Source organism: Nocardia carnea (genome assembly GCF_029868325.1).
GTDB classification, from domain to species: Bacteria; Actinomycetota; Actinomycetes; order Mycobacteriales; family Mycobacteriaceae; genus Nocardia; species Nocardia carnea_C.
Genome location: NZ_JARWNW010000086.1, coordinates 1 through 24,733, shown reverse-complemented (window position 1 = coordinate 24,733; position 24,733 = coordinate 1). Strand labels below are relative to the sequence as shown.

Sequence of the window (24,733 nt, the reverse complement as noted above, 5' to 3'; positions counted from 1 at the left end):
CGAGATGATCGAACTGCCGGGATGGGCGCAGAGTCTTTCCCTCATCGCCGGCGTGGAGTGGCCCACCGGAAACGAAGACGAAATGTGGGGGCTGGGCGAGGATTGGCGTACTGCTGCCGCCGCGCTCGAAGATATCGTCCCCGACATCATCGATGCGAAGAACGCGTCGATGGAGGCCTATCCGCAGGGTGACGGCGTCGAAGAAATGATCAAGGCTTTCGACAGCCTCATCTCGGGCGACGGATCCGATAAGGATCAATCCCTGCCCAAACTGGCCGAATATTTCCAGAACATCGGTGATTCCGCCTACAACACCGGCACCGAGATCGAATACACCAAGCTGATGTACATTTCGTCGCTGGCCTTGCTGGCGGCGGAACTCGCGGCGGCAATGATCTGGCCGCCCACCGCGCCACTGGTGCAGGGCGCAGCGATTGCCTTGACCAGGGTGGCCGTCCGGATTCTCGGACAGCGCGTGGTTCAGGCCATCGCCCGGGCCCTGACGAAGCTGATCGCCAACCGGGTCGTGAATTTCCTGCTGCGACATGTCGCGATCGACACGATCATCGGCACGATGCAGGAACTGGCCATCCAGCAGTACCAGGTGGATGCCGGGCACCGGGAGGAGATCAACTGGGATCAGGTGGCGGTCACCGCGGTGAGTTCGGCCGCGGGCGGTGCCGCTGCCGGGCCGTTCGCGGATATGCTCGGCCGCCGCCTGGACAACATGCTGGGGGGCGTGGACGCAGGCGGCGTCCCGCTGCCGCTGACCATGCCTCAGCAATACCTCAAGGCGGGAATCACCGGGGCCGGCGCGGGCCTTGTCGGTGCCGTCGCGGGGCTGGGAGCCGCGATTCCCGCCCAGATCGTGGCAAGTGCCACGGGGGAGAACGCGGTGAGCTGGGGGGAAGCCGCGAGTCAGGCCTACTCCTCGCTACCCGGTCAGTTCAGTCCACTGATGTTCAGTGCCGGGGCCTCCAACGGGATGCTCACCGGGCTGGGCAAATTCGGTGCGAACCATGCCTACAGTTCCCTCGGGGTCGGCATGTTCAACCCGGATCATCAGTCGTTCATGTCTCAGTTCAACGACGTGGTCACCGGTCCGGGGCCGGGAATCGGTGGTCTCCCACCGGGTGCGGGGGTGCCCGGCGGCGGGGACGGAGCCGGGGGGAGTTCGGAGGCGGCTCGGGCTGGCGGCGGAGCCGCGGCGTCGGATGGGCGATCGACGACACCGGCTACTGCCGGACCCCGAGGCGACTCGGCCCCGGTAGCCGATGGATCCTCGGCAACAGGACCCGAGGCGCACACCAGCGCAGGTGACCGGCCATCGGCCGATAGCAACGATTCCGGTGGATCCGGGCCTGTCAGGACATCGGAAACCGGTGGAGACAGAGATGCTCCGGCCGCGGGCGACGACAGCCGGACCACGGAGGCGCCGCAGCCGGCCCGGCCGGAGACCGAAACCCCGGCCGGGCGCACTGAATCCACCGGCGATGAGGGGAGCGACTCGCGCGCAGGCGTGCCGGCGGAATCGCCGGAGAACCGGCCGCAGCAGACCGAAGAATCCGGAATCGCCGCCGGACGGCAGGACGTCCCGGCCGGCGAGAGTCCGGCCGCGCCGCGCGCCGACGAGGCGCCGTCCGATACGGGCGACCGGACTACGGAAACCCGCAGCGCTGATCCGGTTACCGGAACACCGCTTGTGAACACGCCGGGGCCCGTGTCGGCCCCGGCCGCGCCGGGAGCGCCGTTGGGTACCGGTGTGCAGACCGGGCCGCCGGCCGGTGCGGGTGCGCCCGCCGCGGCGGGCGCCGGTGCGGCAGCACAGGCGCCGCCGAATTCCTCCGCTGCCTCAGCCGAGACGAGGACCGCCGCTCCACCCCCAGGGGAGTCGCGGACTCAGCCGGGGGGCACCGACGGCGCGACACGCCCGCGGGCCGGCGTGGGTGAGCGTGCGGGACTTTCGCCTCGTTCGGCGTATCCGGGCACCGATGGTGGTCTCCGGGCGGGGCGGACGGAGCCCGGACCGCCCGGTTCCGATGTTGCCGGCCGAACCGGCGAGCAACAGTCCTCATCACCGGACGAGGTCCGGGTCGGCTATCGCGACGGGCAGCTCGGTCCCGAAAATATCGTGCCGGTGCCCGTGCCCACAGTGGATACGTCCGGTCCGTCCGCCGACCGGGGTACCGGTCCTCGTGACCCCTCCCAGCCCGGTGAATCACGTGGCCCGCGATCCGCGGGTGAGCAGCGTACACCCGCGCGCGACGAGGGCAATACACCCAGCCGCGACGAGGGCAGTGTGCGCGACGATCCGGTTCGGAGTCCGGACCAGGCCGGCGTATCGCCCGATTCGCGAAATCGCGGCGAATGCGCGCGTCTGACGCTCGAAGAGATTCGGAGCGAAACCGGCAGCGACCGGATCACACCACCCCGGGATCCGGTCGGTCCAGGTGGTATGACGCGTTCCGAGTTGGAAGCGGCCGCCGGCGGGCGACTGTACGACTTTCCGGGGGTGGGCGAGGATCTGCCGCGGCACCAGAGCGTAGCCGACGAACTGCTGCGAATGGCCGCGCAGATGAACCCCGCCGATATCGCCGAAGGGCGCGGTCCACGGGCCCTTGTCGTCGACGAATACGCAACTCCGGTGGATGAGCACGGCGTAGGCGCGCACGCCTATTCGCTCACGGTGCGGATGGACCCGGAGACCGGCGAATACCGGATCGAAGTGTCGGACCCGGCCGCGGGACAGCGGAAGGGGTTTCCACCGGATACTCCGGCCGACCTCCGATCGGTTTCGGCGATACTGTTCGACGGTGCGGGCAACGCGATTCGCCCGGGCCCGGCCGATGTTCGTATCCGCCCTACCAACGAACGCTATCTGCACACCGGCGACCGGGACTACGGAGACAACCGCCGGCCGCGCGAAACCCCGGACGAATACGCGGCACGGACCCGTGCTGAACGAGCAGATGTTCATGCCCGCTTGGAAACCAACCGGGCGCAATACCTACACGGACGTGCTGACAGCCTCGAAGCGAACGGCCGGACCGACGAGGCGTCGGCCTACCGCAATCGCGCCGACCAGGCCGAATCGAGTGCGGGCCGGCACCGGGACGAGGCAGACGGCTTCTGGGAGACTGCCGGCGGACGTCCAGAAGGGAATAGCGGGCACCGGTACCCGTTCGCCGACTCGAGGTTGGCGGCCGACAACTCCGATCCGGGGATCGGGCGCCGGTCACCGGAGGAGATGTTCCGCGGCGAAGACGGGGAGCTACACGCCGAGGGTGATCCGCCCGGGACATTTCGCAGTGCGGATGGCTTACTGCACAAACCGGGTGATCCGGTGGACACCTACCGCGACGAAGTCGACGGATTGCTGCACAAACCTGGTGATCTCGAAGGGACATACCGCAATGAGCAGGACCCCAGCAAATGGCACAGACTAGGTGATCGGCCGGGCACGTACCGTACAAGGGCCGGTTTGATCGATGAGAAAACCGGGCGTTTCGCCAAACAGGACGGCGGGAAGACGATCGAGTTCCCGGCCGACCTGGGGCCGCAGAAACCCTATGCGATCCCGGAGTCCGGTAGGCGGAGTGAGCAATCCGATTCACCGGTGCGATCCGAGTGGATCGGTAAATGGGAGAATGCCCTAGGGGATCGTAATCAGATCGAGTCACGGCGGGATGAGGTATACCGCAAAATCAAGGGCCCGGCGGCCGTGTTCAAAGACGCGGCCGCGAAGTACGGAATAGACCGCCCGCGAGAAGGAAACAACGGGCACGTATACCAGTCCGCCGACGACGTTATTCGATTGTCGACGAAGAAGTTCGCGGTCGAGCTCAAACGTATGCGCGAGAAGATCGAGGGCGATGGAACTCTTACTCGGTCCGAACGTGACGATCTGGACGATGTATTCAGGGATCTGAAACGCCTTTCCGATGAATACCATGCGTTGGCAGTGAAATTGGTGGACGCATCCAAGCGAATGGGCGAAGCGGCCGGAGTTCTCTACGCCCTCGATCCCGTGGAACGGCCGGGTGCGGTGCTACTTGCGCCGCACGACAAAGCATTCGACGGGGCGAATGTCGTCGATATCGCGGTTTTTGTACCGGCCGTGGGTGGCAAACCGGCGAAACTGGTGATCATCGAGTCGAAAGGGGGGCGGGAAGGGAAACTCGAAACAGCTGAGGTATACGACGAGCAGAAGCGTGAATGGGTGAACGCTCAACAGGGGTCGCCCGAGTATCTGCGGCGCACCCTGGCTATCGATATCAATCTGATAAGACTGCTCGACGACCCGCTGAGTGTGTTGAGTGCCCGCGGTATCGATCCGGAGAGCGCCGAGGGCAAGGCACTGCTCGGAGCGGTGAAAGAACTCGAGAACGAACTGAACAAGCCGCACCGGGACAGCACTCTGGAAATCGAGTATCACAAGGTACACGCTCGTGAAAACGGAAAGGTCAAGGCCGGTCGGTTCAACTTGAACCCCGTCGAGCCGGCGGGTCGCCTGCCGGTCGATTTCGACAATATCGGGGGAATCACCAGGGAGCCGAGTATCGGTAGCCGGCCCGACCTTCCGCCGGATGAATCTGCACCGGATCGGGACAGGACGGAGGACGAGTCCGGCGTATCGGAGGACCTGGCGGGACAGCCACTGCGTGACGACGATCCGCGACCGATCGGGGACGGCGGGGACGCACTGGCCGATGCCATCGCCCGTCGCGACGAACTGTCCGGGCGGATAGCCGAAATCGCGCGCGGTCTGCACACCGATATCGACCCGGGCGCCTGGGAGCCGGACCGGATCGAGGCCACGATCCGAGATCTCACCGGCCGCGACCTCGATCCCGAAGACAGCCGCCGGGTGGACACCCTCACCGAGCTGATGCCTCAGTTGCTTCGCGTCGACGAGCAGGTGCGGTTGTTCGCTGACCGCGTCGAGTACGACCGCTTGCTGGGTGAACGGCATACCCTGACGCGGGAGCGGGAATTCATTCGTGCGAAACTCACCGACCGCGCCCGCAATCTCGGCCTGGGTGAGCCCGGTACCTGGGCGGACCGGGATCCGGACGTGCGGGAGGAGGCGATTCTCGGCCTCGAGGAGCAGACCCGCGTCGAAACCGTCCATCACGCCGGAGGTATGGACGAGGCACCCCACAGCAACCGGCACCTGGTCAGCGCTCAGGAACAGGAAGTCCGCCGGACGCTGCTCGAGAAGCTGATCGCCGACAGCGAACGCTTCGACGATCTCACGAACGCGCTTCGCGAGATCGATGACCGGATTGCAGGTATGGACCGGGCGGCCGAAGGGCTGGGCCGGCCGCAACCAGAAGATGTCGTCGCGGAGCTGGAGCGGCTGGCGCGGGAGCGCGCCGCCGAACTGCACCGGATCAAACCACGACGGACCATGCGGGACGATCTGGCCGGGCGACTGGACGTGGGGGACCCGGAGGAGACGCTGACCCCGGACCGGTTGGACGATACCGTGGCCGCCGCGCAGGACCGGGCTGAACGGGCACACACCGAAGGCCATCTCTCCGCGGACGAACTAGCGGCCACACTCCGCGATCTCGAGGGATTGTCGGATGCCGCACGCGATGTGAACGCCGCACACAACCGCATCGGCCGGATACAGGACGATTTGGCCCGCGTCGCGGGTGCGTGGCGGGCACTCGCCGAAGCCGAGGGCGGCCGGATGGTGACCGACCGGGTGGGCCTGGTGGAGGGCGACTTCCCCCGCATCATCGTGTACGGCCCGCGTCCGGACCCGGCCGATCCGCGGGGGGACCACGACGCAGCATTGGCCGATGCGCTGCGCCGCGATCCGGCCGCAGCGCATGCCATGGTGCGTCCCGAAACAACGGTCGAATACCGGCGAGTTCTGGCCGGCCGTACCGGCGATCGGCGGGTGCAGGAAATGGATCCGCCGGAGGTAGAGCATCTGAGCACCGGCTGGGTTGCCGGCCGCCGGCTCGATATCACCACCTGGCGTGACAGCCACGGCACCGTGCACACCGTGGATCCGAGCCGCCCCAGCTGGCGAACCGGGCGCGACGACAACCCGCCGCCGGATGAGTTCACCCCCAAAGATCCGCCCGACGGCGTCAGCGGGTGGGCGATGACCGACGTCGTCAACGACATCACGCTCCCGGCCGATGAGGTTCCCGCGGGCAAGATTCCGGAAAGCACCCTGCCGGTCAACGCCCCTCAGGCGCCGCAGCAGTACGACACCTCCGGCGTCGATCCGAAGGATATCTTCACCCAGCACTGGGGTGCGGACTCCTACAACATCGTGCGTTTGCTGCTGATGGCGGCGCTGGTGCCGAAGCACCCGGCGGTCAAGAGCTGGATCCAGCGGCATCCCGAGATCGGCCGGTGGGTGCAGGAACGCCCGTGGCTGCAGAAACTGCCGCCCTTCGGAACCGTTTTCCGCAACTACGAATGGTTCGCGCCACCGGAACGCGATGTCCAGCCGCTGCACCGCGGCTGGGAGGTGACCGACCACACGCCGCCGCCGGCCGGCGCCGAAATCCCCGACGGATTGCGCCGCCGCTGGGAGACCGATATCGAGGCCTGGCGCGAAGTCCAGCAATGGGCGGATGGCGAATACGACCGTTTCCGCAGCGACGACAGCGATATCGACCGTATCGCCGAGGGGATCGATCGGCATCGGCGGTCCGAACAGCAAGCAGCGGCCCGGGAAGTCATCGATACGGTCCGTGAGCGGTTGGTTCGTGAACTCGGCGGCATCGATCCGAACGGTGACGTGCCCGCACAATTGGCGCGTATCGAAACCGCGATCGACCGGGTGGCCGGCGAGCTGGCGGACCGGTTCGAATCCGCGGACTCCGGCGCGATCCGCGATACCGTCGAACAGATCCGGGAAATGCTGCTGGGTGTGGTCGATCCCGCCGAGATCGTGCCGGGCGCCGATCCGGACGAGATCGTGCGCCCGGTCGATCCCGACGCCATCGTCGATCGCCTGGCCCCGCATATGAGAGTCGAGGTCCCCGAGTTCTCCCGGGAGGACCTGCTCCGCATAAAGAACCATCTGATGCGCGACGAACACCGGGTCCGGGACTACACCGACCCTGCAGCGGGTTTCGTGATGCGGCCGATGGATCAGCTCGCCGATGTCGCGGAGGCATGGAACCGGCTGCAGGCCGGTGCGCCGGTACCGCAGGATTTCGTGTTGCTGCGCGATGCGTTGATCGAAGCCCAGTACCTGACCGACCATCCGCTGGCCACCTGGAAACAAGCCAACGCCCATGCGATCCGGCTCGGCTATCACTGGGACGCGGACCGTCCGCCGCTGACCGATTGGCGGGCCGGCCGGCCCTACGCCCCGGAACCGGTGCAACAGCAACCGCTGCTTCCTCCGGAGCCGGGGCCGCCGCCGCGTGTGCCGGACGGTCCGGACTCCACCCCGGGTCCGCCTCCCGCCGTGGGCTCGGCAGGTGACGGCACACCGCCGGATCCGCCTGGACCCGCCGGACCGCCTGTGTCGCCGGACCCGGACGAGCCCGAAAGACCTCCCGAGACCGCAGGGGACGAATCCGCGCTGGGCAGGGAGCGGCCCGAGTCGCGCCCGGTCGGCGATCTGGACGATCCGGACGGCCCGGACGCGGCCTGGTTCGACCGGATGGAACTGGAGCAAGCCGAATGGGCGGCCCGGATGGCAGCCGACCATGCCGACTGGTACCGGGAAATGGCGGCCGCACATCCGGGCGAGAACCTGCTCCGGTTCCATGCCGAACAGGCGCAATGGCTGGCGAAGATGGAGCGGGAACGGGCCGATTGGCTCCGTCGTGTGCACGCGGATCGGGCCGCGTGGCGCGCGGAGTGGCAGGCCACGCAGCTACGCCGCCTGGCGGACGCCGAGCCCGAGAATTGGGCTGCGGGTCAGCGGGCCGAGCTGGCGGAATGGTCCGCGCGGATGGCTGCGGAGCGGGCGGAGTGGTTGCACCGGATGCTGGGTCCCGGGGACGGCGAGACCCCGCCGGACACACCGCAACCGCCGGCGCCACCTGGAGATCCCGATGGGTCACCACACGGCCCGGGTACGCCGCCGCAACGTCCGCCCGCATCGTCCGGCGCGGAGGCGCCGCCCCGAACCGATGAAGCGCCCGCTCATGAACCGGCCCCGGCACAGGGCATCCAGAGCCCGCCGGAGGAGGGGGAGCAATCCGGCCGCGGTGCGGAATCGGACGGGCCGCCACCGGGCGGACCGCCCCGACTCGCGGATGAACCCGGCAGCGGTCCTTTCACCGGCGACCCGCTGCGTGATCTCGCGGCATTCCTGCGTGCCGAGGCAGACCGGCCCGCTCAACTCGACGCGCGAACGCCCGCGGGCGACGATGCCGAGCGGATGCGCCGCTTCGCTGCCGCACTCGGGCTCGAAGCGGTGTTCGGTGAACTGCGAGATCCCGCTGCCGCGCTGGCCGAACTGGCCGAAATCGCCCGTGCGCGCGGTTTTCTCGACGATGTGGAGAACGCTCCACGGATGCGTTACCCCGCCGATTTCGCCGAGCTCACCGCGACCGAGCGGTACGGCGACGAGGAGTACTGGCACAACGAGGCCGACCCCGAAACCGCTCGAGAGATCCGCGAGGAACTTCGGCGTGCCGGGCTGCCGGTAGAAGAGCCTGCGCGCAACGCGCTGCCCACGGCAGAGGCGGTCCCCCCGATCGGGGCCGAGGCGAGGGCCGGCGAGTCGGTGCGATCGCCGTCCGAGGGGACACCGGAGTATCCCGCCGGTGCACCGGAATCGGCGCAGGCAATGCCGCGGGTGGAATCCGCACAGGAGACGGTGGCGGTGCTGGGCCGTGCTTTCGGGCTGGACGCTGCCGCGCTGACACCGGAGAACCTGGGCGCGACCATATCGGAGTTGCGCTATCGCGTTCTACTGCGGGCGGCGGCGGTCGAGGCATTGGCCGCGGCGAATCAGCGGGTACTTGCCGAACGCGATCCCGGCACGCGGTCCCAGCTCGAGTCGGCCCGCGCTGCCTGGGCCCGGCGACTCGGGATCGATCCGGAGGGGCTGTCCCGGGATCCGGACACTGTGGCGGCCGAAGCGCGCGCTCGTACACACCGGATGGCCGGCGATATCGCTGCGCTCGCGGATGCGGCTCGCGCAGCCGACCGGCCGGGCGAGGCAGTGACCGCGGCGGCACCCGGCGATACCCGCCGATATACCGTCGAGATCGAGGGGGAGCGTATCGGGGCGCGGCTGGTCGCCGCCGAGGACGGATCCTGGCGTGTCGAGGAAGCCGAACGGCTGCCGGCGCCGGTATCGGGCGCGGAGCCCGGCCCCGCGCCGGGGGCGCCGAGGTCACTGTTGCGGCGGGTCTGGGAGTGGTTGCGCGATACCGCCTTCCTGGGGCAGACGCCGAAGTACCCGTCGGGTTCCGGTATCGACAGTGCCGGTCAATCGATGCTCAGCGATATGGCGGGTGTGCCGCTGCGGCAGGAAAAGGACCCCTCGCCTGCGCCGGGCGACGAGTACGAGGTTCTCGGTACCAAGTTCAATCCCGTACGGATCGTCAAAGAGGCCGTCGAGCTGTTCCGCCGGCGCGAGGTCCTTCCGTTGCTGCGCCGGCTGACCTCACGGGTCGCCGACCGCAGTGGCGAATACGATCCGCCGCCGACCGAAGACGGTGAGCAATACCGGTACTGGCTCGACGAGGCCGATCCGGATCTCGTGCGGGCAGAACTCGGTGTCGAACTCGACGATCTGCGGCGGCAGGCCGCGATCGAGGCGGGAGGCAGCGGTGAGCGGGCGGTACCGCAGGAGGCCGGGACGAATCGGCCGGAGCCGGACCGGCAAGCCGATCGGCTGCCGCGCAGTGCCGGGGAAATCGGCGGATGGATAACCGAACTGTCCGATGCGGTGGCCCAGCGGGACAACCTGCTCGATGAGCTGCGGGCAGCTGCACAGGATCTGGGTGCCGAACTCGGCGCACCGACGGCGGACGCTGTTCGCCTGCTCCGTGACCGCCTGGTGTATCAGCAGGCTCGGCGGATCGGTGCGCTGACCGGCCTGGCCGAAGCGGCGCGGCGGTACAACGCGGAGCACGCCGATATCCCGTACAGCGACAGTGTGTCCTTCTTCGATACCGACCCGCTGGGCCGGTTCCTGCGCGAGGTCGTCGTCGCCCAGGGCGGTGATCCGCGGCTCCTGGACTGGCGTGGAGTCAACAACGGTGGTGAACCGAGCCGCGAGTGGGGCGATCTCTACGACTCCGACCAGCCGGGTCGTGACGACGGGCGCCGCAGCTTCTTGGAACGTGCGTTGCGCCGAGACCAGATCAGGGACGAGCGGGCCGTCTGGGCGCAGATCCTCGGGGATATCGACCTGAACAAGCTCGACGCCGGCAACCTGGCCGCCACCTTGACCGCTGAGCTGGCCCGTATCCAGGTGGCCGCCGAGAAACTCACGGAATTCGCCGAACGCGCCGGCGAATACCTGCGGGCCGACGCCGAAATAGCCGAGCTGACCGGACTGATCGGCGATATGGCCGCACAGGAGTGGGTCCTGGCGCAGGGCGGCGCAATGCTCGATGAGCCGGCGTGCCTCGCTCTGGTACCCGGATCCGCTGCGGACGGGCCTATGCGGTTGGTGGTGTTCGACGCTCGGCTGGAACACGATCGGATACTCGCCGGCGCGTTGGCGCGCTACCCGGATCTCGCGTCTGCGGTGGGCGACGGCACGGTGGAAGTGGCGTACAAGATCATCGATATTCGCCCCGGGCAGCCCCTGCCCGAAGGCGGTGCCGGACCGGAGCGGATCACCGTCGTCGACGCGGGGACACCACGGGTCCGGCATTTCGCCGGTGTGGTCGAGGGCCGGCAACTGGAAATCACCGTGATCGACGACGGCTCGGGCTGGCGGCTGATTCCGGGCGAAACACCAACAACCGCAAGCATTCCGGAACACACGGCCGGCCCCGGACTCCCAGCCGATCCGGAGAATACTTCTACGGCAGCAGAATCGGCGCGTCGTCTGGGCCTGTCGGCAGAGGAGCTGGCCGATCCGCAACAGCTCGCCACGAAACTCGAAGTCCTGCGCGCCGAGAACGAGGTCCGCGCCGCGCGTATCGAATCGATCATCGACTACGCCCGGACCGCCTGGGATATCGACACCTATCACGATATCGAGCAGGCCCGCGAGAACCTGCTCCACCGGATCGCTCCGGAATCGGCGGGTCCGGTGACGGCACGGCAGGTTGCCGAGACCCTCGCCCATCCCGATACCCCGGCCGCCCGCCGTAGCCAGCAGATCGACGATCTCATCGGATACGCGAAAGAGCTCGCCGCGCTGGATCCGGCCGCGGTCGATACCGCGACCGCGCGGCTGCTGCGCCGCCTCGACGCACTCGTCGGGACAGTGCAGGTACGCACGGTCGACCAGGTCGGCGAGACGATACGCAACCTGGCACCACGACAAGGTGATAGCGAACGACTGGCCGCGGCCCTCACCGAATACCTCGGCGCATTGGGCGATATCGATATCTTCGACCACCGCACCCACGGCGCGGACGCCGCCGATCCGCGGGTGGGAGTCAGCGAACTGCCGGTACACGACAAAGCGGTGCGTCATCTGCTCGATCTCATTGCCGATATCGGCGCGCTGGCCGGTGCCCCGGAGTACCTCGGCGTGCTCGACGCGGGCACGGCACTGTCGCCCTCTGCCGAACGTGGTGCCGACAGTGACTTCGCCCGCACCATCGGAGTCGAACTACCCATCGCCGACCTGAATCGCTGGGACGAAGTTCTGGCCCGTCACCGGCGCGGCGACATCGGTGACGACGATCCCGAACTGGCGGACGTCCGTGCCCAGCTGAGCCGCTGGAACGAGGTCTACGAGAAATACCGTGACGGCAAACTGGATAAAGACGAACGACTGACTCCCGACCAGCTCGCTCGCATCCAGGCGGAACTACGCGCCGAGGTCGTGCAACGATCCGCTGATATCGCCGCGGTCGCGGAACTGATCGAGCGGGGCGGCCTGGAAGATCCGGTCGAGGAGCGTGCCGAGATCGCCGCAGCCCGGGACGAGCGGACCGCGGCGGCACACGGTCTGCCACTGCGTGACGCGTCGCCGACCAGCCACGAGGCGGTGGATCGAGAAGTCGAATATCTGCTGGATCGGACATTGCCGGTCGACGAGCAGCAGGTGTGGCGCGAACGCGTCGAGCGGTTCGAACGTGCGGCGCGACGCGTGATCGATCTGTCCGCCGACCCTGCTCGCGGTGGCGAGGAGAACCCGCAAGCGGACTCGGAAACCGCTGCGGAGCCGCCGCCGAACCTCGGCGAATCCGGGGCGGGAGGTGAGCCGGCTGCGCGGAGCGACCGCGGTGATACCCCACCGCCGGATGACGGCTCCGATGTGGAGCCGGGGGCGGACGGCCCGTTGCCACCGCTGCGGGGTTCGGCACTACGCTCGCACATTCCGCATCCGCCGCACGACTACGAAGCAGAAATGCCGCCTGCTTACCGGTACGAACGGAAACCGTGGCCTGTTCCGCCGATTGCGGCACCGGTTCCGCCGGTTCCGCCGGTTCCGCCGGTTCCGCCGGTTCCACCGGTGCCACCCGTTCCGCCGGTGCCACCCGTTCCGCCGGTTCCGCCGGTTCCGCCGGTTCCGCCGGTTCCACCGGTGCCACCCGTTCCGCCGGTGCCACCCGTTCCGCCGGTGCCACCCGTTCCGCCGGTGCCACCCGTTCCGCCGGTTCCGCCGGTTCCGCCGGTTCCACCGGTGCCGCCGGAGCCACCCGTTCCGCCGCAGCCGCCGCTTCCGCCTGCGCCGCCAGAGGGACCTGTTCCGTCGGTGCCGCCTGTTTCTCCGCAGCCTCCCGTGCCGGAGCAGCCCGGCCGGCCACAGCCCATGCCTCCGGTGCCGCAACCTCCTCCGCAACCTGAATCGCCGCTCCCCGGCCTGCCCGATGTGCCCGGCGCCCCGGCTCTTCCGGCCCCGCGCACCCCACCCCACGGATATCCGGAGCCGCTATCGCCCTACCCGGCAGCGCCGCCCGGTGCCGCAGCGGATCCGCCGGCGAACAGGTTCCCGGGTTCATCGTGGCCGCCGAACAGTCCGGGCGTTCCCGGAGCTGGATCGCAGCGGTCCCCGGTCCCAGAGGATGCGGGCGGCAGCATGCTTCCACCACCGGTCTTCCCTCCACCGGTGCCGTCCGGTGCCGGGGCGCAGCAGCCGGGCCCCGGCCGCAACCGTTTCGGTCCGAACGGGAGGGGACCCGTAGGAAGCGGTCGTTCCGGCGGGCCCGCCGACGGTGCGGGGTTGGTTGTACGGCCGTTCTCCGGGCCGGGCGTGCCGGCCGAATTCGATCCGGAAACCGGGGCCTTGCGGGCCGGTCACGGCCTGGGGGGTTACCGGAGCGGGGTGTACGGCGACCTCGGCGGCGTGTCCGTCGTGTTCTACCGAGGACACGACGGGGGGTTGGGGCTGCGGGTCGGCGATCGCAGCATTGTGCTCGCCGGCCCGGTCGAGGTGGAATGGGACCAGGTCGCGTGGCGGACCATTCGGTTCGCGGTTACCGTCGGCGGGGAAATACTGACGGAGCTGACCTACCGCGCATTACCGGCCGAGATGGACCTCGGCGCGTACATCCGCGATGTGCTCACCGACAGTGTGCGCCGCGAAAGTGTCTTCACATGATCCGAACCACAACGAACCGCAGGGAGGACTCATGACCGAATGGCGTGTGTTGAGCAACCCCGAACTCGTCGAGCTGGTCGGACGATTGCGTACGCTCGAATGGTCGTGGCGACTGGCCGATGCAGCGCAGTTGGCGACCGAATTCGGCTGGGAAGTCGAGCGCAGCAGGCCGAACTGGGTTGTGCTCGATATCGGATTCGGCAGCAGTAGCGGCGAGATCAGCGGCGACAACGGGGTGGCCACCGAGATCGTGCTGGAGGTAACGGGTTCCACCACCGACGATGCGGCGGGCCGGAGCCGGTCGCGCGCGGCATTCACCGAGATGACAGCGGCATTGACAGCGGAGTTCGGAGCGCCCACCACGAGAGTGCCGGGCGCTACCCCGGAGGTCCGCTGGGCCGGGACGACGACGACAGCGGTGCTCCGCGATCTCGGGATGTCAGTGGTAGTGCGATTGGTTACCAACGAAAAGCTCGCGATCGAGGACGAGATCGAAGAGCTGGACGAAGAGGAACTGTTGTGACCGAATGGCAGGAGCTCGCTGCGGGCTTGGCCGACCAGTTGTCCGCCCTGCCGGCCGGTGCCGTGTTGATCATCGCCGAGGCCGAAGGGCCCCGATATGCGCAGTTCAAGCAGTTCGACGATCGGCTGTATGCCGAACTCGTCGGTGATAGCTGGCTGCCCCCGGGGAAGCAGGCGGGTGATTCGGGTGCCCGGCGTCTGGTCGATGCGGGATGGCAGCCCCCCGGCGGGGATCGCACCAACTGGTGGATCGACCGGGCTTGGCCGTTGTCACCTGCGCAGTATCGGGAACTCGTCTCCATGGTTTTCACCGGGTTCCGGGATGTCTTCGCGATCGCTCGGCCTGATGACCTCGTCTACGAGGCATGGAACAGCGAAGCCGGGGACGCAGACCTGGACTTCCCCGGCCTCGGCCTCCGGCGGCCTGCGCTATGAGCGAGCCGAACCCGATGAGCAGAAGAGGCGAGGAACCACCGGGGCATCGATCCGAAGTTCCGCCGAAGATACCGCCCGAGGGCTCGGCGGCCGGCGATACGCCGCCCCTCGGCCCGGACACCGGGCCGGCAGTACCCGGTTCGGACAGCGCCGCTGCGGCATCCGCCGAGACCGAGCCCGATCTCGGCTTCACACTGGATGCGTCCCCGAGTATCGGTGAGCAGGCCCGGTCCCTCATGCATCAGGTCGCCCGCAGATTGGCCGCCGAAGGTCCCGCCGGTTGGCAGCGGCTGGATGCGGTGTTCGCGGCGACGGTGGTCGCCAGTACCGGTACCGCCTTCTATACCGACGAAAACCAGCAGCTCGTAGCGCGTACCACGCCGTCACCGGAGGTCATGACGCTGGTCGGAGACCATCGGCGCCTTTCGGCCGGATTCGGCGACGGCCCCTGGTGGCGGCTGCTTCTCACGCTCACCAGCGAAGGCCGTATCGAGGTCGACTACGATTTCGGCGCCGAACCGTTCCCGGAAGACCAGCTCTTCGCTCCCGGGGCCTACCGGGCCGATCTCGAGGCATACCCACGCGAGAAACTACCGGTTTGGCTGGCTGCCCATATTCGTCATGCGGGCCGGCAGCTCCGCCCGCCGGAGGCTGCCGCCCGGGTAGGTGCGGAGCGGGACTTCGGTACCGGCCCGGTAACCGATGTCACCGGTCTCCCGCCGCTCCCGCTGATGACGGCGCGCTGGGCGGTGCTTTCCGCGGCATTCGTCGCGGCTCGCTCGCAGTGGGGTCCGCGCCTGATGCCGGCGATGCGCTGGTTCGAAGGCGCAAAGCGCAGCGGTTGTTCGCTCTACACCCTGCCCGGTGGCCGCGCGGTGCTTTCCGGCGGGCGGTGGGACGCGCCGGAACTGGCCGCCGCCTACAACCGGGGCGAATCCCTGCCCGAACTGTATCGGGGCGCACCCTTTTGGGTTGCCGACCCGGTACTCAACCACCGCGCGAACAGAGGCCTGCTCACCTTTTGCTACTGGTGGGACGACGGCCGATGGCATCGCGGCGATTCACCGGATCCGGGCGATTGCGCCGAGGCTCTTCCCGGGTTGTGGACCACCGATACCGTCGCCCGGATTGTGACCGGACTGCTCGGCGAGCACCCCACCGAGCGGCAGCGCACAGGCGTCGACGCCCTGATCGCCGCCGCGGAGGCAGGGGCGGTGACCCGCGGCACGCTGGTGGAGGTTTTCGGCACGGATGGGCCCTTCGACCTCGAAAACGCGTACTACCAGCTCTTGTTGGGTGGTGTGACAGCCCCCGAACCGATTGCCGCCACCGATGCCGTCGACCGGGTCGCCCGGTACTTGACCGACAGCGGGGCGGATACCGCCGGGTACCGCGTGGACAACCTGCGCGCCGACCGGATATCCGCAGGTTGGATGGTTTACGTACCGGTGGACCCGGGGGAGATCGCGATCGGGCGGGCGATCTTCTATGTGGCGGATGACGGAGTGCTGGAACGCTCGTCGTCCTCGGTCGCCCCGTCACAGTACCTCCCGGATTTCGAACGGCGCTTCCGTGAACGGAATCACGCCCTCATCTAGGCGCAAGCCGGAAGAGCGGCCGGGGCAGTGGGTTTCCGGCGCACCGAAATGTCGATGTCTGTTCAGAAACAGGTCGGGCGGGCGTAGCAGCCCGGCGGTACGCTCGGAAGAGGTCCGTGCTGCGTTCGGGGTGTCGAGTTGTGAGGAGGCGCGCATGGTGGGGAACACCGGAATTGCGGTAACGGCATATCCGGTCCACGGCCGCGGGCCGCTTTTCCCGATGCCGGGAACAAGAGGCCTACATACTGTCGAGTTTCGAGTTCGCAGGAGCGCGTGCTATGGCACCTGAACCCGCCAACCCATGGTCGGGCCTGTCGTCCCAGGCCGAAAGTGGAGCGCTGGAACTCCAGTCCGGAGTGGTCGAGGATCTAGCCGGGAAGTGTAACGAGGTGCTCGGCCGGGTGCTGGCTGTGCGCGGCAAAGTGGATCTCGTCGATTCGCTTGCGCCGCCCAGCAATCTGGGATCGAGTGAGGCGCTGGCCGAGCGATTCAATCAGAAGGGCCGGGAACTACGCGAAATCCTCGACGATCACGAAACCATCCTCAACGATATGATGGATACGTTCATCGCCGCGGGAAAAGCCTATTCGGATACCGACGACGACTCCGCGCTCGATATCGATCGGGTGGATACACCGGGCTCGCTGAGTGATCGGCCGGGTCCGAGGCTGGAGGAAACCACCAATGTGCCCGGGTACGTCTATCCGGGTCTGACGGAAGACGGCGGCGGTATGCCGGGAAGCCTGCGCAACCCGGCCGACGGTGTGGAGTTCGAATCCCCGCAGGTACACGGTGAAGATCCGCATTCTCTCTCCTTCGAACGCTACGAGTCGATGCAGGAGTCGTTCGGAAACACCGGTGATTTCACCTTTGTGAAGATCGCGCAGGCCGCCGCCGATTGGCGATGGCTGGCTGGGCAGTTGAACGAGAAGTTCGACGATCTGGTCAACAAGATGATCTCGACGCAGAATTCGTGGCGCAGTCCCGGCGTCGAAGGCGGAGCCGAGGCGGCTCGCGGAGCCGTCACCGCCTATGGCGCGGACACCGACAAACTGGTCGCCAATATGAACTTGATCGGTGACAACCTGGAGTACGCGTCACAGTGGCTGTCGGCGACCTGGTACGAGATGGGCCAATGGGATGCTCCCGGCCTCGACGAGGGAGAGACCACCACCAGCGCGTCCTATGTGCAAAAGGAGAAGGAAGCGCGGCGTCAGGCGGCCATCAGGGCGATGGAGGAGGCATACCTCCCTGGACTGGAGCTCACCGACGCCAAGATCGCGATACTCCCCGATCCGGTTCCGCCCACCAAACCCGGTCAAGACGGTGGAAACAACGGGGGGAACAACAACGGCGGCGGTAACGGCGGCGGTGGCACCGGCGGTGGCGGTGGCGGTGGGGGACAGAATCAGCAACAGCAACAGCAGGCCGCGCTCGACCAGATCGGACAGCAACGTCAGGAGCTGCTGGCCGCACAGCGGGAGCTCGAAACCCAGGCCCAGCAACAGCAGGCCGCACTTCAGCAACAGCAGCAGGCCCTCCAGCAGCAGACGAGCACCCAACCCCTGATGCAGGCGGCGCAGCAGGGGCTGCAGCAACTCGGGCAGATGGGTCAGCAATTGTCCACCGCGGCTCAACAGGCCCTGCAACAGGCCGGTATCACGGGTCTTCCGGGGATGCCTGCATTACAGGATGCGGTGAAGAACTACCAATCCGCTCTCCAGAAGGCAGGTAAGCTCCCCTCCGGTCTCGGAGGTGGAGCTGGTGGGAGTAGTCCTGCCGCGCCGGGGGGGATGAAGGCGCCACCGGCACCGAATGTGGAGAAAGCGGCGAAACTCTTCCCCCGGGCCTCTGTCGCGACAGGTGTGGCGAGCGGGCAGTTCACGGGCGTCGCCGCGGCGTCGACGGGACAGAGTGCGCCCATGGGCGGGATGCCGATGGGCGGCGGTGGTGCCGGCGGTGGCGCGCAGGGCGCACAGCAGAAGGATCACAAGCGTGCCGATTATCTGGATTCCACCGAATGGCTGGAGGAGGGACTCGGCGATCCGGCGATCGTGGCCAAACCGGTGGTCGAACAGTGAGCCGTACGTGGACGTTCACGGATATCGAATTCGTCGCGGCCTGGGAATCTACGAAAGAGGGTTACCTTCCGGACCCTTTCGTATTCACCAGTGAGCCCGGCCGCCACCATGATCACCGGCGCGCGCGGATCGAGGCGGCCGCACGAGTCCGATCGCGCTACGGACCGGAACTGGCGGAAATCCTCGCGACCATGGCGCAACCGGATATCCGAATCGTGGTACGCGGGTTCGATGGTCACGATCTTCAGAATGCCGAACGCTCCATCAGGATTCTGGCCGCACGCAAGGGCGATAACGCCCATATGGTGATCCAGAAGCCGGGGCGGACCCTGTGGCACGCCGAAGGATTCACCCTGACCGAGCACGGCGTAATAGGTCTGGCCGATGCGGTGGTCGGCGCCCTGCCCGAGGTCGGGGCGGGGCGGCACCCGGATTTCACTCTTACCGGCGGCGCCGGAGGGGATCGAATGGATCGGCCTCGTGCAGGCCCGACGGTGCTGCATCGTGACGACGAACCGGCGGTGATCGGCGAATCGTTCGGTGCCGCATCGGCCGATCTGACCGGGACGATAACGGTTGCGCAAGGATACTCTCGACTCGGCCCGCGTGGAATCCGGCGGCGCAGTCTCGGCTGGCGTGATATCACCGGCGACGGCCGCTATCTGATCGTCTCGGGAAATCCGGCGACCGTGCTGGCGGTGGACCGCAAACGTATGGTGGGTGTGCTCAACCGGCAGATCGCGGATGTCGTGCGGGCGATCAAGGACGAGCGGACCAGCTTGGGGAATTGATCCGTACCCTCACGGGCTCGGCGCCTGCAGTCCGAGGTGGGGCCAGTCTCGGACGGCCACGGATTCGCCGTGGTTGTCGTAGAGGGTCGCGGTGGCCGGCCGGCCGTCAGGATGCCAGCGTCGCATCACCCCGCACGGTTTGCCCCGATAGTTCTCACCTTCGGACTTCAACCGGCCGTCCGGCCACCATTCGCGGGTGCTGCCGTGTGGGAGGCCGTCGACGTAGAACTCCTGGGACAGCAGCTGTCCCGGTACGAGTTCCTCTACCACCTCTCCGGTGAACGGTTCGCCGCCGTACTCGAGCCGTAGATCGTCGCCGATCCAGGTGGCATCCGAGTTCAGGTCGATACGCCTCATTGCGGATCTTCCGTCCGTTCGTACACGTAGATCAGGTTATCGGGCCCGAGGGGCGAATCCGGCGTTCCGCGGTCGGCGCGGCGGATATGTGGACGTGCGCCGTTCTCGTGTCGACCTGGGTAATCGCGTTGCGGCGCGGAAAAGACTTCCGGCACGGCCGGATCGACAGGCACACTGTTAACAGAAGTGGCGCCGGTCGGGAAAACCCGGTCGAGCGATCTGGGGTGACGTGCCGCCGTGGGGAGCGCAGAAGGTCAGGAGGGTTCTGTGGGGATGCGATATCCGTGCGTGAGAGCAGCGCATATTACCGAGCGGCCGCGGTCGGGCGGTGCCGCGGTGCGGCATGCCGACACGGGCCGTTTCGGCCGGGTCGTTGTTCAGTTGTGGGGTCCGGGGGTGGGAGTCCCGGGATTGGACTGCGCCAGCGTATATCCGGGCCGGGCGGGCGGGTGTGAGACATATTCCCAGTGCTGGCAACCAGTTTCCGGAACGTCTCGTTATCCGAGTATGCACGGATACCCGCCACTTGCCATACTGGTTGGTAACCCCCGGTTCACCTGCGCGATCCATACTTCTCGTGACCGCGGTCCGGGAACGGTGCACGTTCGGGCTCGGCAGCGACCACGCCGGTGGAACGAAGTTCCGGGGGCGTCGGGGCCTCGGCCCCGCGCCACCATCGACACAGGAGGAGGACGATGAGCGCGGACAGTCCGGGGGGCCTCGAGTTTCCCACCGAGTTCACCGCCCATTCGCTCACCGGCTCCATCCGGATCCGGACCACTGAAACGGGCTTGCCCGTAGCGGTATCCGTCGAGCCCGGTGAACTCCGCCGCGACCCCGATGCCCTGGCCGGTGAGCTGTTGCGGCTGTGCAAACAGTCCGCGGCCCGCGCCGGCCTCGAGCGCCGTAAACAGCTGCAGGAAGCGGGTTTCACCAGCGAAATGCTGAAGCTGGCGGGTCTGCCGACCGAGGAGCAGGTCGCCCGCCAGGAGTTGGTGCAGGAGCAGGAGTACGAGACCGAACCGGAGAGCTGGCTCCGTTCTGTCTAGGTCCGGAAGGGATTTCGAGGGGATGTCATGGTCGAAACGATGGACGAACTCATCGCCCGGGTTCAGCAGCAGGTCTATCGGCTGACCGACCTGCAGGAAGCGATGGGCGCGATCGTGGTCGGCGAGACCTCGCCGGACGGTTCGGTGACGGTGGAGGTGGACGGAAACGCCGCCCCCGTCGGGCTGCACTTCACCGGTGGGATCAACAAACTGAGTCCCGGCGAGTTCGAGAAAACGCTGGTCGAGACCGCGCGGGCGGCCGCCGCGCGGGCGATCGCCGAGAAGGCCGCCCTGATCGACACCTTCAATTCGGAAAGCACGAGGTAGTCACCGACTGTTAACCGGTCGGCGGTCCCGGCCGGAGGTACCCGCTGGGTACCGTTGACGACGAAACATTGTGGGATGTTTCGGGATTGGACACAAGACATGAACAACGTGCATGTTGTACCTGATGCGGTTCGCCTGTATGGCAGCGAATCCGCGGCCATGGCCGCCGGAATCGCCACCACCGCCGGCGTCGATCAGGCGGCGACGGTCGGGTTCGCGGTACCAGCGTTCGGGCTCATCGGCCAGGAATTCCTGATCGCATTCGCCTACGCGCAGGCCAACCATCTGTCCTCGGTCGCCGAACTCGCCGCGGTGCACGCCGGTACCGCGCTCACCGCGCATCAGGCCGCCGCGAACTACGAGCTCACCGACGCGGGTAATGCGGCGAATATCGGCGCGGTGAATCCCGGATCATGAGCACTCCAGGAGCGGCCCCGCTCCCGGGCGCCCAGCCGCCGGCCGGCGCGGATCCCCTGGACCCGACCGTCCTCGAGCTGCTTCGGGGCAGCGCGCTCGCGCCCATGCTCGATATGCCGGTGAACGACATCCTCGGCAGCATGGGCCTGCCGAATCTGCCGGAGCTGCCGGCGTTCGGTCACCTGCCCGGGCTGCCGGAGCTGCCGCCGCTGCCGATGCTCGACCTGAGCGCGCTCATGCGGCCGCTCACCGATCTGGCGGCGGCCTTCGGTTCCGGGCAGTTGGGCGCGCCGGCGCCGGCTCCTGCCCAGGCTTCCGCTGCGGGCGATCCGGCGGCCGCGCCGGCCCCGCCGCCGGGTGTGGATCCGACGCAGCTGCTGTCGCAGGTGTCGACAGTGATGCAGACGGTGATGCAGGTCGGTACCTCCGCGTTGCAGACCGCGATGAGCCTGTGGCAGGGGATGGGGGCCATGGAGGCCGCGGAGAAGGCGGGGCAGGCGCAGACCGATGCCGCGAAGCTCGAGGCGCAGAGCACCGGGGAGAAACTGCATCTCGCCAAGGGGGCGACCAGCGTCGCGATCGGCCGCGGGGAAATGGCGGTGGTGATCGGTGCGTTCTCCGCGAAACTGGCGCTCGCCCCGCTCTACGCGTCATCCGGTGGCGGTGCGGCCTACCTGGTGGCGTCGGCGATCGAGGCGGCGACCGAAGCGCTGGCCATCACCGTCAAAACCAAGTCCGAGCTCGGCGTCGAAGGTGCCGCACTGACGCAGACCGGCGAGAAGGTGAAGATCACCAATGCGCCGACCGGGGTCGATCCGAGCCAGCAGATGAACCAGCTCATGCAGATGATCGGTATGGTCACGCCGCTGATCAGCTCCGCGAGCCAGGCCGTGCAGGCGCTGGGCAAACTGGCGCCCGCGAATACCGCGCTGTCCGCACCGAAACCGCTGGGCGGTGAGCCCGGCAACGGTGAGCCCGGCGCACCGGATACCGATGAGCCCGGTAGCCCGGGTGCCCTGGGGGCCGGCGGGGGTCTCGGTGCCGGTGGTGCGGTGGGTGCTGCTCCCGCTCCGCTCGGTGCGTTCCCCGGATCCAAGGTGGCGGCGCCCGGCCCGCTCGGTCCCGTCGGAGCGCTCGGCGCCACGTCGCCGGGGTCGGTCGCGGGTATGTCGTCCGCGGCAACTCCCGCGGGAACGAGTTCGGCCGGTGGCAACAGCCCCGGCTATATGCCGATGGGTGCGGGTATGGGTGCCGCGGGGATGGCGCGCGACGGCGAATCGGTCACCGACGGTGCGGCGCGTGGCGCGGTCTCGGCCGAACACGGTGACGAAGTGGTCGGCCCGATCGAAGGTATCGCGGTACCGGTGGTCGGCGCCGCGGAATCGACCTCGGAACCCCCGCCGGACAAGGAACTCACGCTCTGACGCGAGCCGGTAACCAGGACACACAGGAGGGTCTCATGGAGAACGAGATGGGTGAGGTGTACGACGGGGTCCGATTCGACCCGGCCGCGGCCGGGAAGGCATCGTCGGGCCTGGATGCGCTGGCCGATCGGCTCGCCGCCGATCTGGCGGCGGTCCAGGACGCACTGACCGTGGTTCCGGCGGGTTCGGACGAGGTTTCGGGCCGGGCGTCGCAGACCCACAACGATGTGGCGGCGTCCTATCTGACCAGTGCCCAGGCCGGTGTGCAGGAAATGCGCAAACTTGCGGCCACGTTGCGGCTCAGCACGACCCGGTTCGACGGTATGGAAACCGATAACGCCGCCGACCTCGGCGGGCCCAAGGCCTGACGGCTCCCGCAGTGCCGATGAGCGAAGGATATTTCCCAGCGATGATCGAACCACCACGACCCGGCTTCACCGGTGTGGTGTGGCCTGCGCGTCCGGCCGACCGGCTGGCCCGCGAGCTCACCACCGGTGCGGGCTCGGTGCCGATGGCCGAGGCCGTGCAGGCCTGGACACGTCTGGCCGCGTCCTTGGGTGCTGCGGTGGTGGAGTACGAGAAGGCCGTCGTCGAAATTCGTGGCGCATGGGGATCCGGCCGCAGTAGCGAAGTATTGCAGCGTATTTCGACACTGCGGGATTGGCTGGTGGAAGCGGCGGGCGCCGCCGCCGCCAACGCGGCGCGGTTCCAGGCGCAGGTCGCGGCCTACGAAGTGGCGCGGCTGGCGATGCCGCATACCGCGGATATCGAACAGATCCAGCAGGTCCAGCGCATGCTGGAATCGGTCGGCGCAATGGTGGGTGCGCCGATCAAAGCCGTTGCCGCCGAGGCGGACAAGGATTCCGACGTCGCGAAGGCCGTGGCCTCCCGGGTCATGGAGAACTACGAGAAGGCCACCGAACCCCTCGCGCTGCCGTGGCAGCAGACCGCACCGCCGGTGGTGGCACCGGAGACCGCGCTGGCCGCCGAGCATGCCGCGGCCGCCGCGACTGCCGCGCCCCCATCGGCGCCGGGTGTCCGGGGCGGTATGCCGCTGGGGTCGATGGGTATCGGCGCCGTCCCGATCCCGGCCGCCGTACCGCGGGTGCCCACCGCCTACAGCGCGCCGCTCTACGCACAATCGGCAACGACGCCGGAACCGACCCCGCATACGACCCCGGCCGCCACCACCGGAGCCTCGTCCCAGGCGGCCCCGCTGGCACCCGGCGCGTCCGCAGGTGCCGGCGGATCGTCTCAGGACACATCCCGCTTCCCACGCGCCGGACTCCCCGGTGACGAAAGCGATCGCCTCGGTGCCGAGAAGGAATTGCGGGCCGCGCCCGCGGTACTCGGCGGTGTCGAACCGGCGGCTCCCGCGCCGGGGTCCCGGGCTGGAGGTACGTCGTGACGACCCTGACCAACGATGCGCTGCTCGCGGTCGCCGAGCGCCTGGGTGTGCAGACCCTGCCCCTTGTACTCGCTGTAGGACCGCAGCAGGACTCCTATGAGGAGTGGCAGGCGGCCCGCGAGCGCGCCGTTGTCGAGCTCACCGCGGCGGGCGTTTTCGATACCGAAGGCGATGTCGACCCCGAGACCGGGCAGGCATTGCTCGTACTGGCGCAACCGGATCGCGAGCTGGTGGCCCGCGGCTTCGCCGAGGACCGCACCTTGCGGCTGTGCCTGGCCCGCCGCGGCGAACAGCATGCCCTGGCGGTACGCGACGGGGACAGTTTCGAGATCGCGACGATCTGGTGCGACGGTTCGGCGGAGGCGCTGGCCCGCCCGCTGCTCACTGCGCTGGGCCCGGCCGAGGCGGCCGAGGTCGCGGGGTTCAGTGCACCGGCCGACGAACTGGCCGGCCGGCTCGATACCGCCGAAACCACCGGCGAGTTCGCCGACGCCATCTATGCCCTGGGGGTGGGGGACCGCGATGCCACGGTGCTCGCCGCGGCGTTCGCCTCCTGCCGGGGCTTCACCGAAATCGTGGCCTACAGCCATGAGGACGGACTCAGCACGCGCGCACCGGGCGCGGTCGCGGTCTACGACACCGATCG

14 protein-coding genes are annotated in these 24,733 nt (G+C 68.0%); 13 read left to right on the top strand and 1 reads right to left on the bottom strand.

From position 1 onward, the window contains the following. Positions 1-4: 4 nt before the first annotated feature. The 6 genes from QH196_RS05065 (at position 5) to QH196_RS05040 (ending at position 19,105) form a co-directional block, all read left to right on the top strand. Positions 5-13,678 carry a hypothetical protein gene (locus QH196_RS05065; RefSeq protein WP_280414573.1) on the top strand — a complete coding sequence of 4,558 codons (13,674 nt, stop codon included), beginning with the start codon at positions 5-7 and terminating at the stop codon, positions 13,676-13,678. A 31-nt stretch (positions 13,679-13,709) separates the two neighbouring features. Continuing rightward, positions 13,710-14,201: a DUF6301 family protein gene (locus QH196_RS05060; protein WP_280414572.1), complete on the top strand. Its 492-nt coding sequence runs from the start codon at positions 13,710-13,712 to the stop codon at positions 14,199-14,201. After that, a complete protein-coding gene (locus QH196_RS05055; RefSeq protein ID WP_280414571.1) occupies positions 14,198-14,635 on the top strand; it encodes a TY-Chap domain-containing protein in 438 nt (145 codons plus the stop codon). The genes QH196_RS05060 and QH196_RS05055 overlap by 4 nt, the downstream gene beginning before the upstream one ends. 14 nt (positions 14,636-14,649) lie before the next feature. Next, on the top strand, positions 14,650-16,233 hold the full coding sequence (locus QH196_RS05050) for a hypothetical protein (RefSeq protein WP_280414570.1): 1,584 nt from the start codon (positions 14,650-14,652) through the stop codon (positions 16,231-16,233). 278 nt (positions 16,234-16,511) lie between these two features. After that, positions 16,512-18,314, top strand: coding sequence for a hypothetical protein (locus QH196_RS05045; protein WP_280414569.1), 1,803 nt, complete (start codon positions 16,512-16,514; stop codon positions 18,312-18,314). Next, the gene (locus QH196_RS05040) at positions 18,311-19,105 is read left to right on the top strand and encodes an ESX secretion-associated protein EspG (RefSeq protein WP_280414568.1); all 795 of its coding nucleotides are present in this window, start codon (positions 18,311-18,313) and stop codon (positions 19,103-19,105) included. Before QH196_RS05045 ends, QH196_RS05040 begins: the two co-directional genes overlap by 4 nt. Before the next feature lie 9 nt (positions 19,106-19,114). Here the strand turns inward: QH196_RS05040 and QH196_RS05035 are convergent, their stop codons facing one another. After that, a complete protein-coding gene (locus QH196_RS05035) occupies positions 19,115-19,462 on the bottom strand; it encodes a toxin-antitoxin system YwqK family antitoxin (protein WP_280414567.1) in 348 nt (115 codons plus the stop codon). A 695-nt stretch (positions 19,463-20,157) separates the two neighbouring features. On the opposite strand from QH196_RS05035, the gene QH196_RS05030 reads away from it, so the two are divergent. The 7 genes from QH196_RS05030 to QH196_RS05000 all read left to right on the top strand — a co-directional run. Next, a complete protein-coding gene (locus QH196_RS05030) occupies positions 20,158-20,511 on the top strand; it encodes a hypothetical protein (RefSeq protein WP_280414566.1) in 354 nt (117 codons plus the stop codon). A 27-nt stretch (positions 20,512-20,538) separates the two neighbouring features. Further along, a complete protein-coding gene (locus QH196_RS05025; protein WP_280414565.1) occupies positions 20,539-20,838 on the top strand; it encodes a YbaB/EbfC family nucleoid-associated protein in 300 nt (99 codons plus the stop codon). 99 nt (positions 20,839-20,937) lie between these two features. Continuing rightward, entirely contained in the window at positions 20,938-21,255 is a 318-nt protein-coding gene (locus QH196_RS05020) for a type VII secretion target (RefSeq protein WP_280414564.1), read from the top strand. Further along, positions 21,252-22,679 carry a hypothetical protein gene (locus tag QH196_RS05015; RefSeq protein WP_280414563.1) on the top strand — a complete coding sequence of 476 codons (1,428 nt, stop codon included), beginning with the start codon at positions 21,252-21,254 and terminating at the stop codon, positions 22,677-22,679. The genes QH196_RS05020 and QH196_RS05015 overlap by 4 nt, the downstream gene beginning before the upstream one ends. Positions 22,680-22,714: 35 nt before the next feature. Further along, entirely contained in the window at positions 22,715-23,047 is a 333-nt protein-coding gene (locus QH196_RS05010; RefSeq protein WP_280414562.1) for a PE domain-containing protein, read from the top strand. Positions 23,048-23,088: 41 nt separating this feature from the next. Further along, positions 23,089-24,087 (top strand): PPE domain-containing protein, encoded by a 999-nt coding sequence (locus QH196_RS05005; RefSeq protein WP_280414561.1) that lies wholly within the window; start codon positions 23,089-23,091, stop codon positions 24,085-24,087. Further along, on the top strand, positions 24,084-24,733 hold a 650-nt coding region (locus tag QH196_RS05000), incomplete at its 3' end, for an ESX secretion-associated protein EspG (protein WP_280414560.1). The genes QH196_RS05005 and QH196_RS05000, both read left to right, overlap by 4 nt.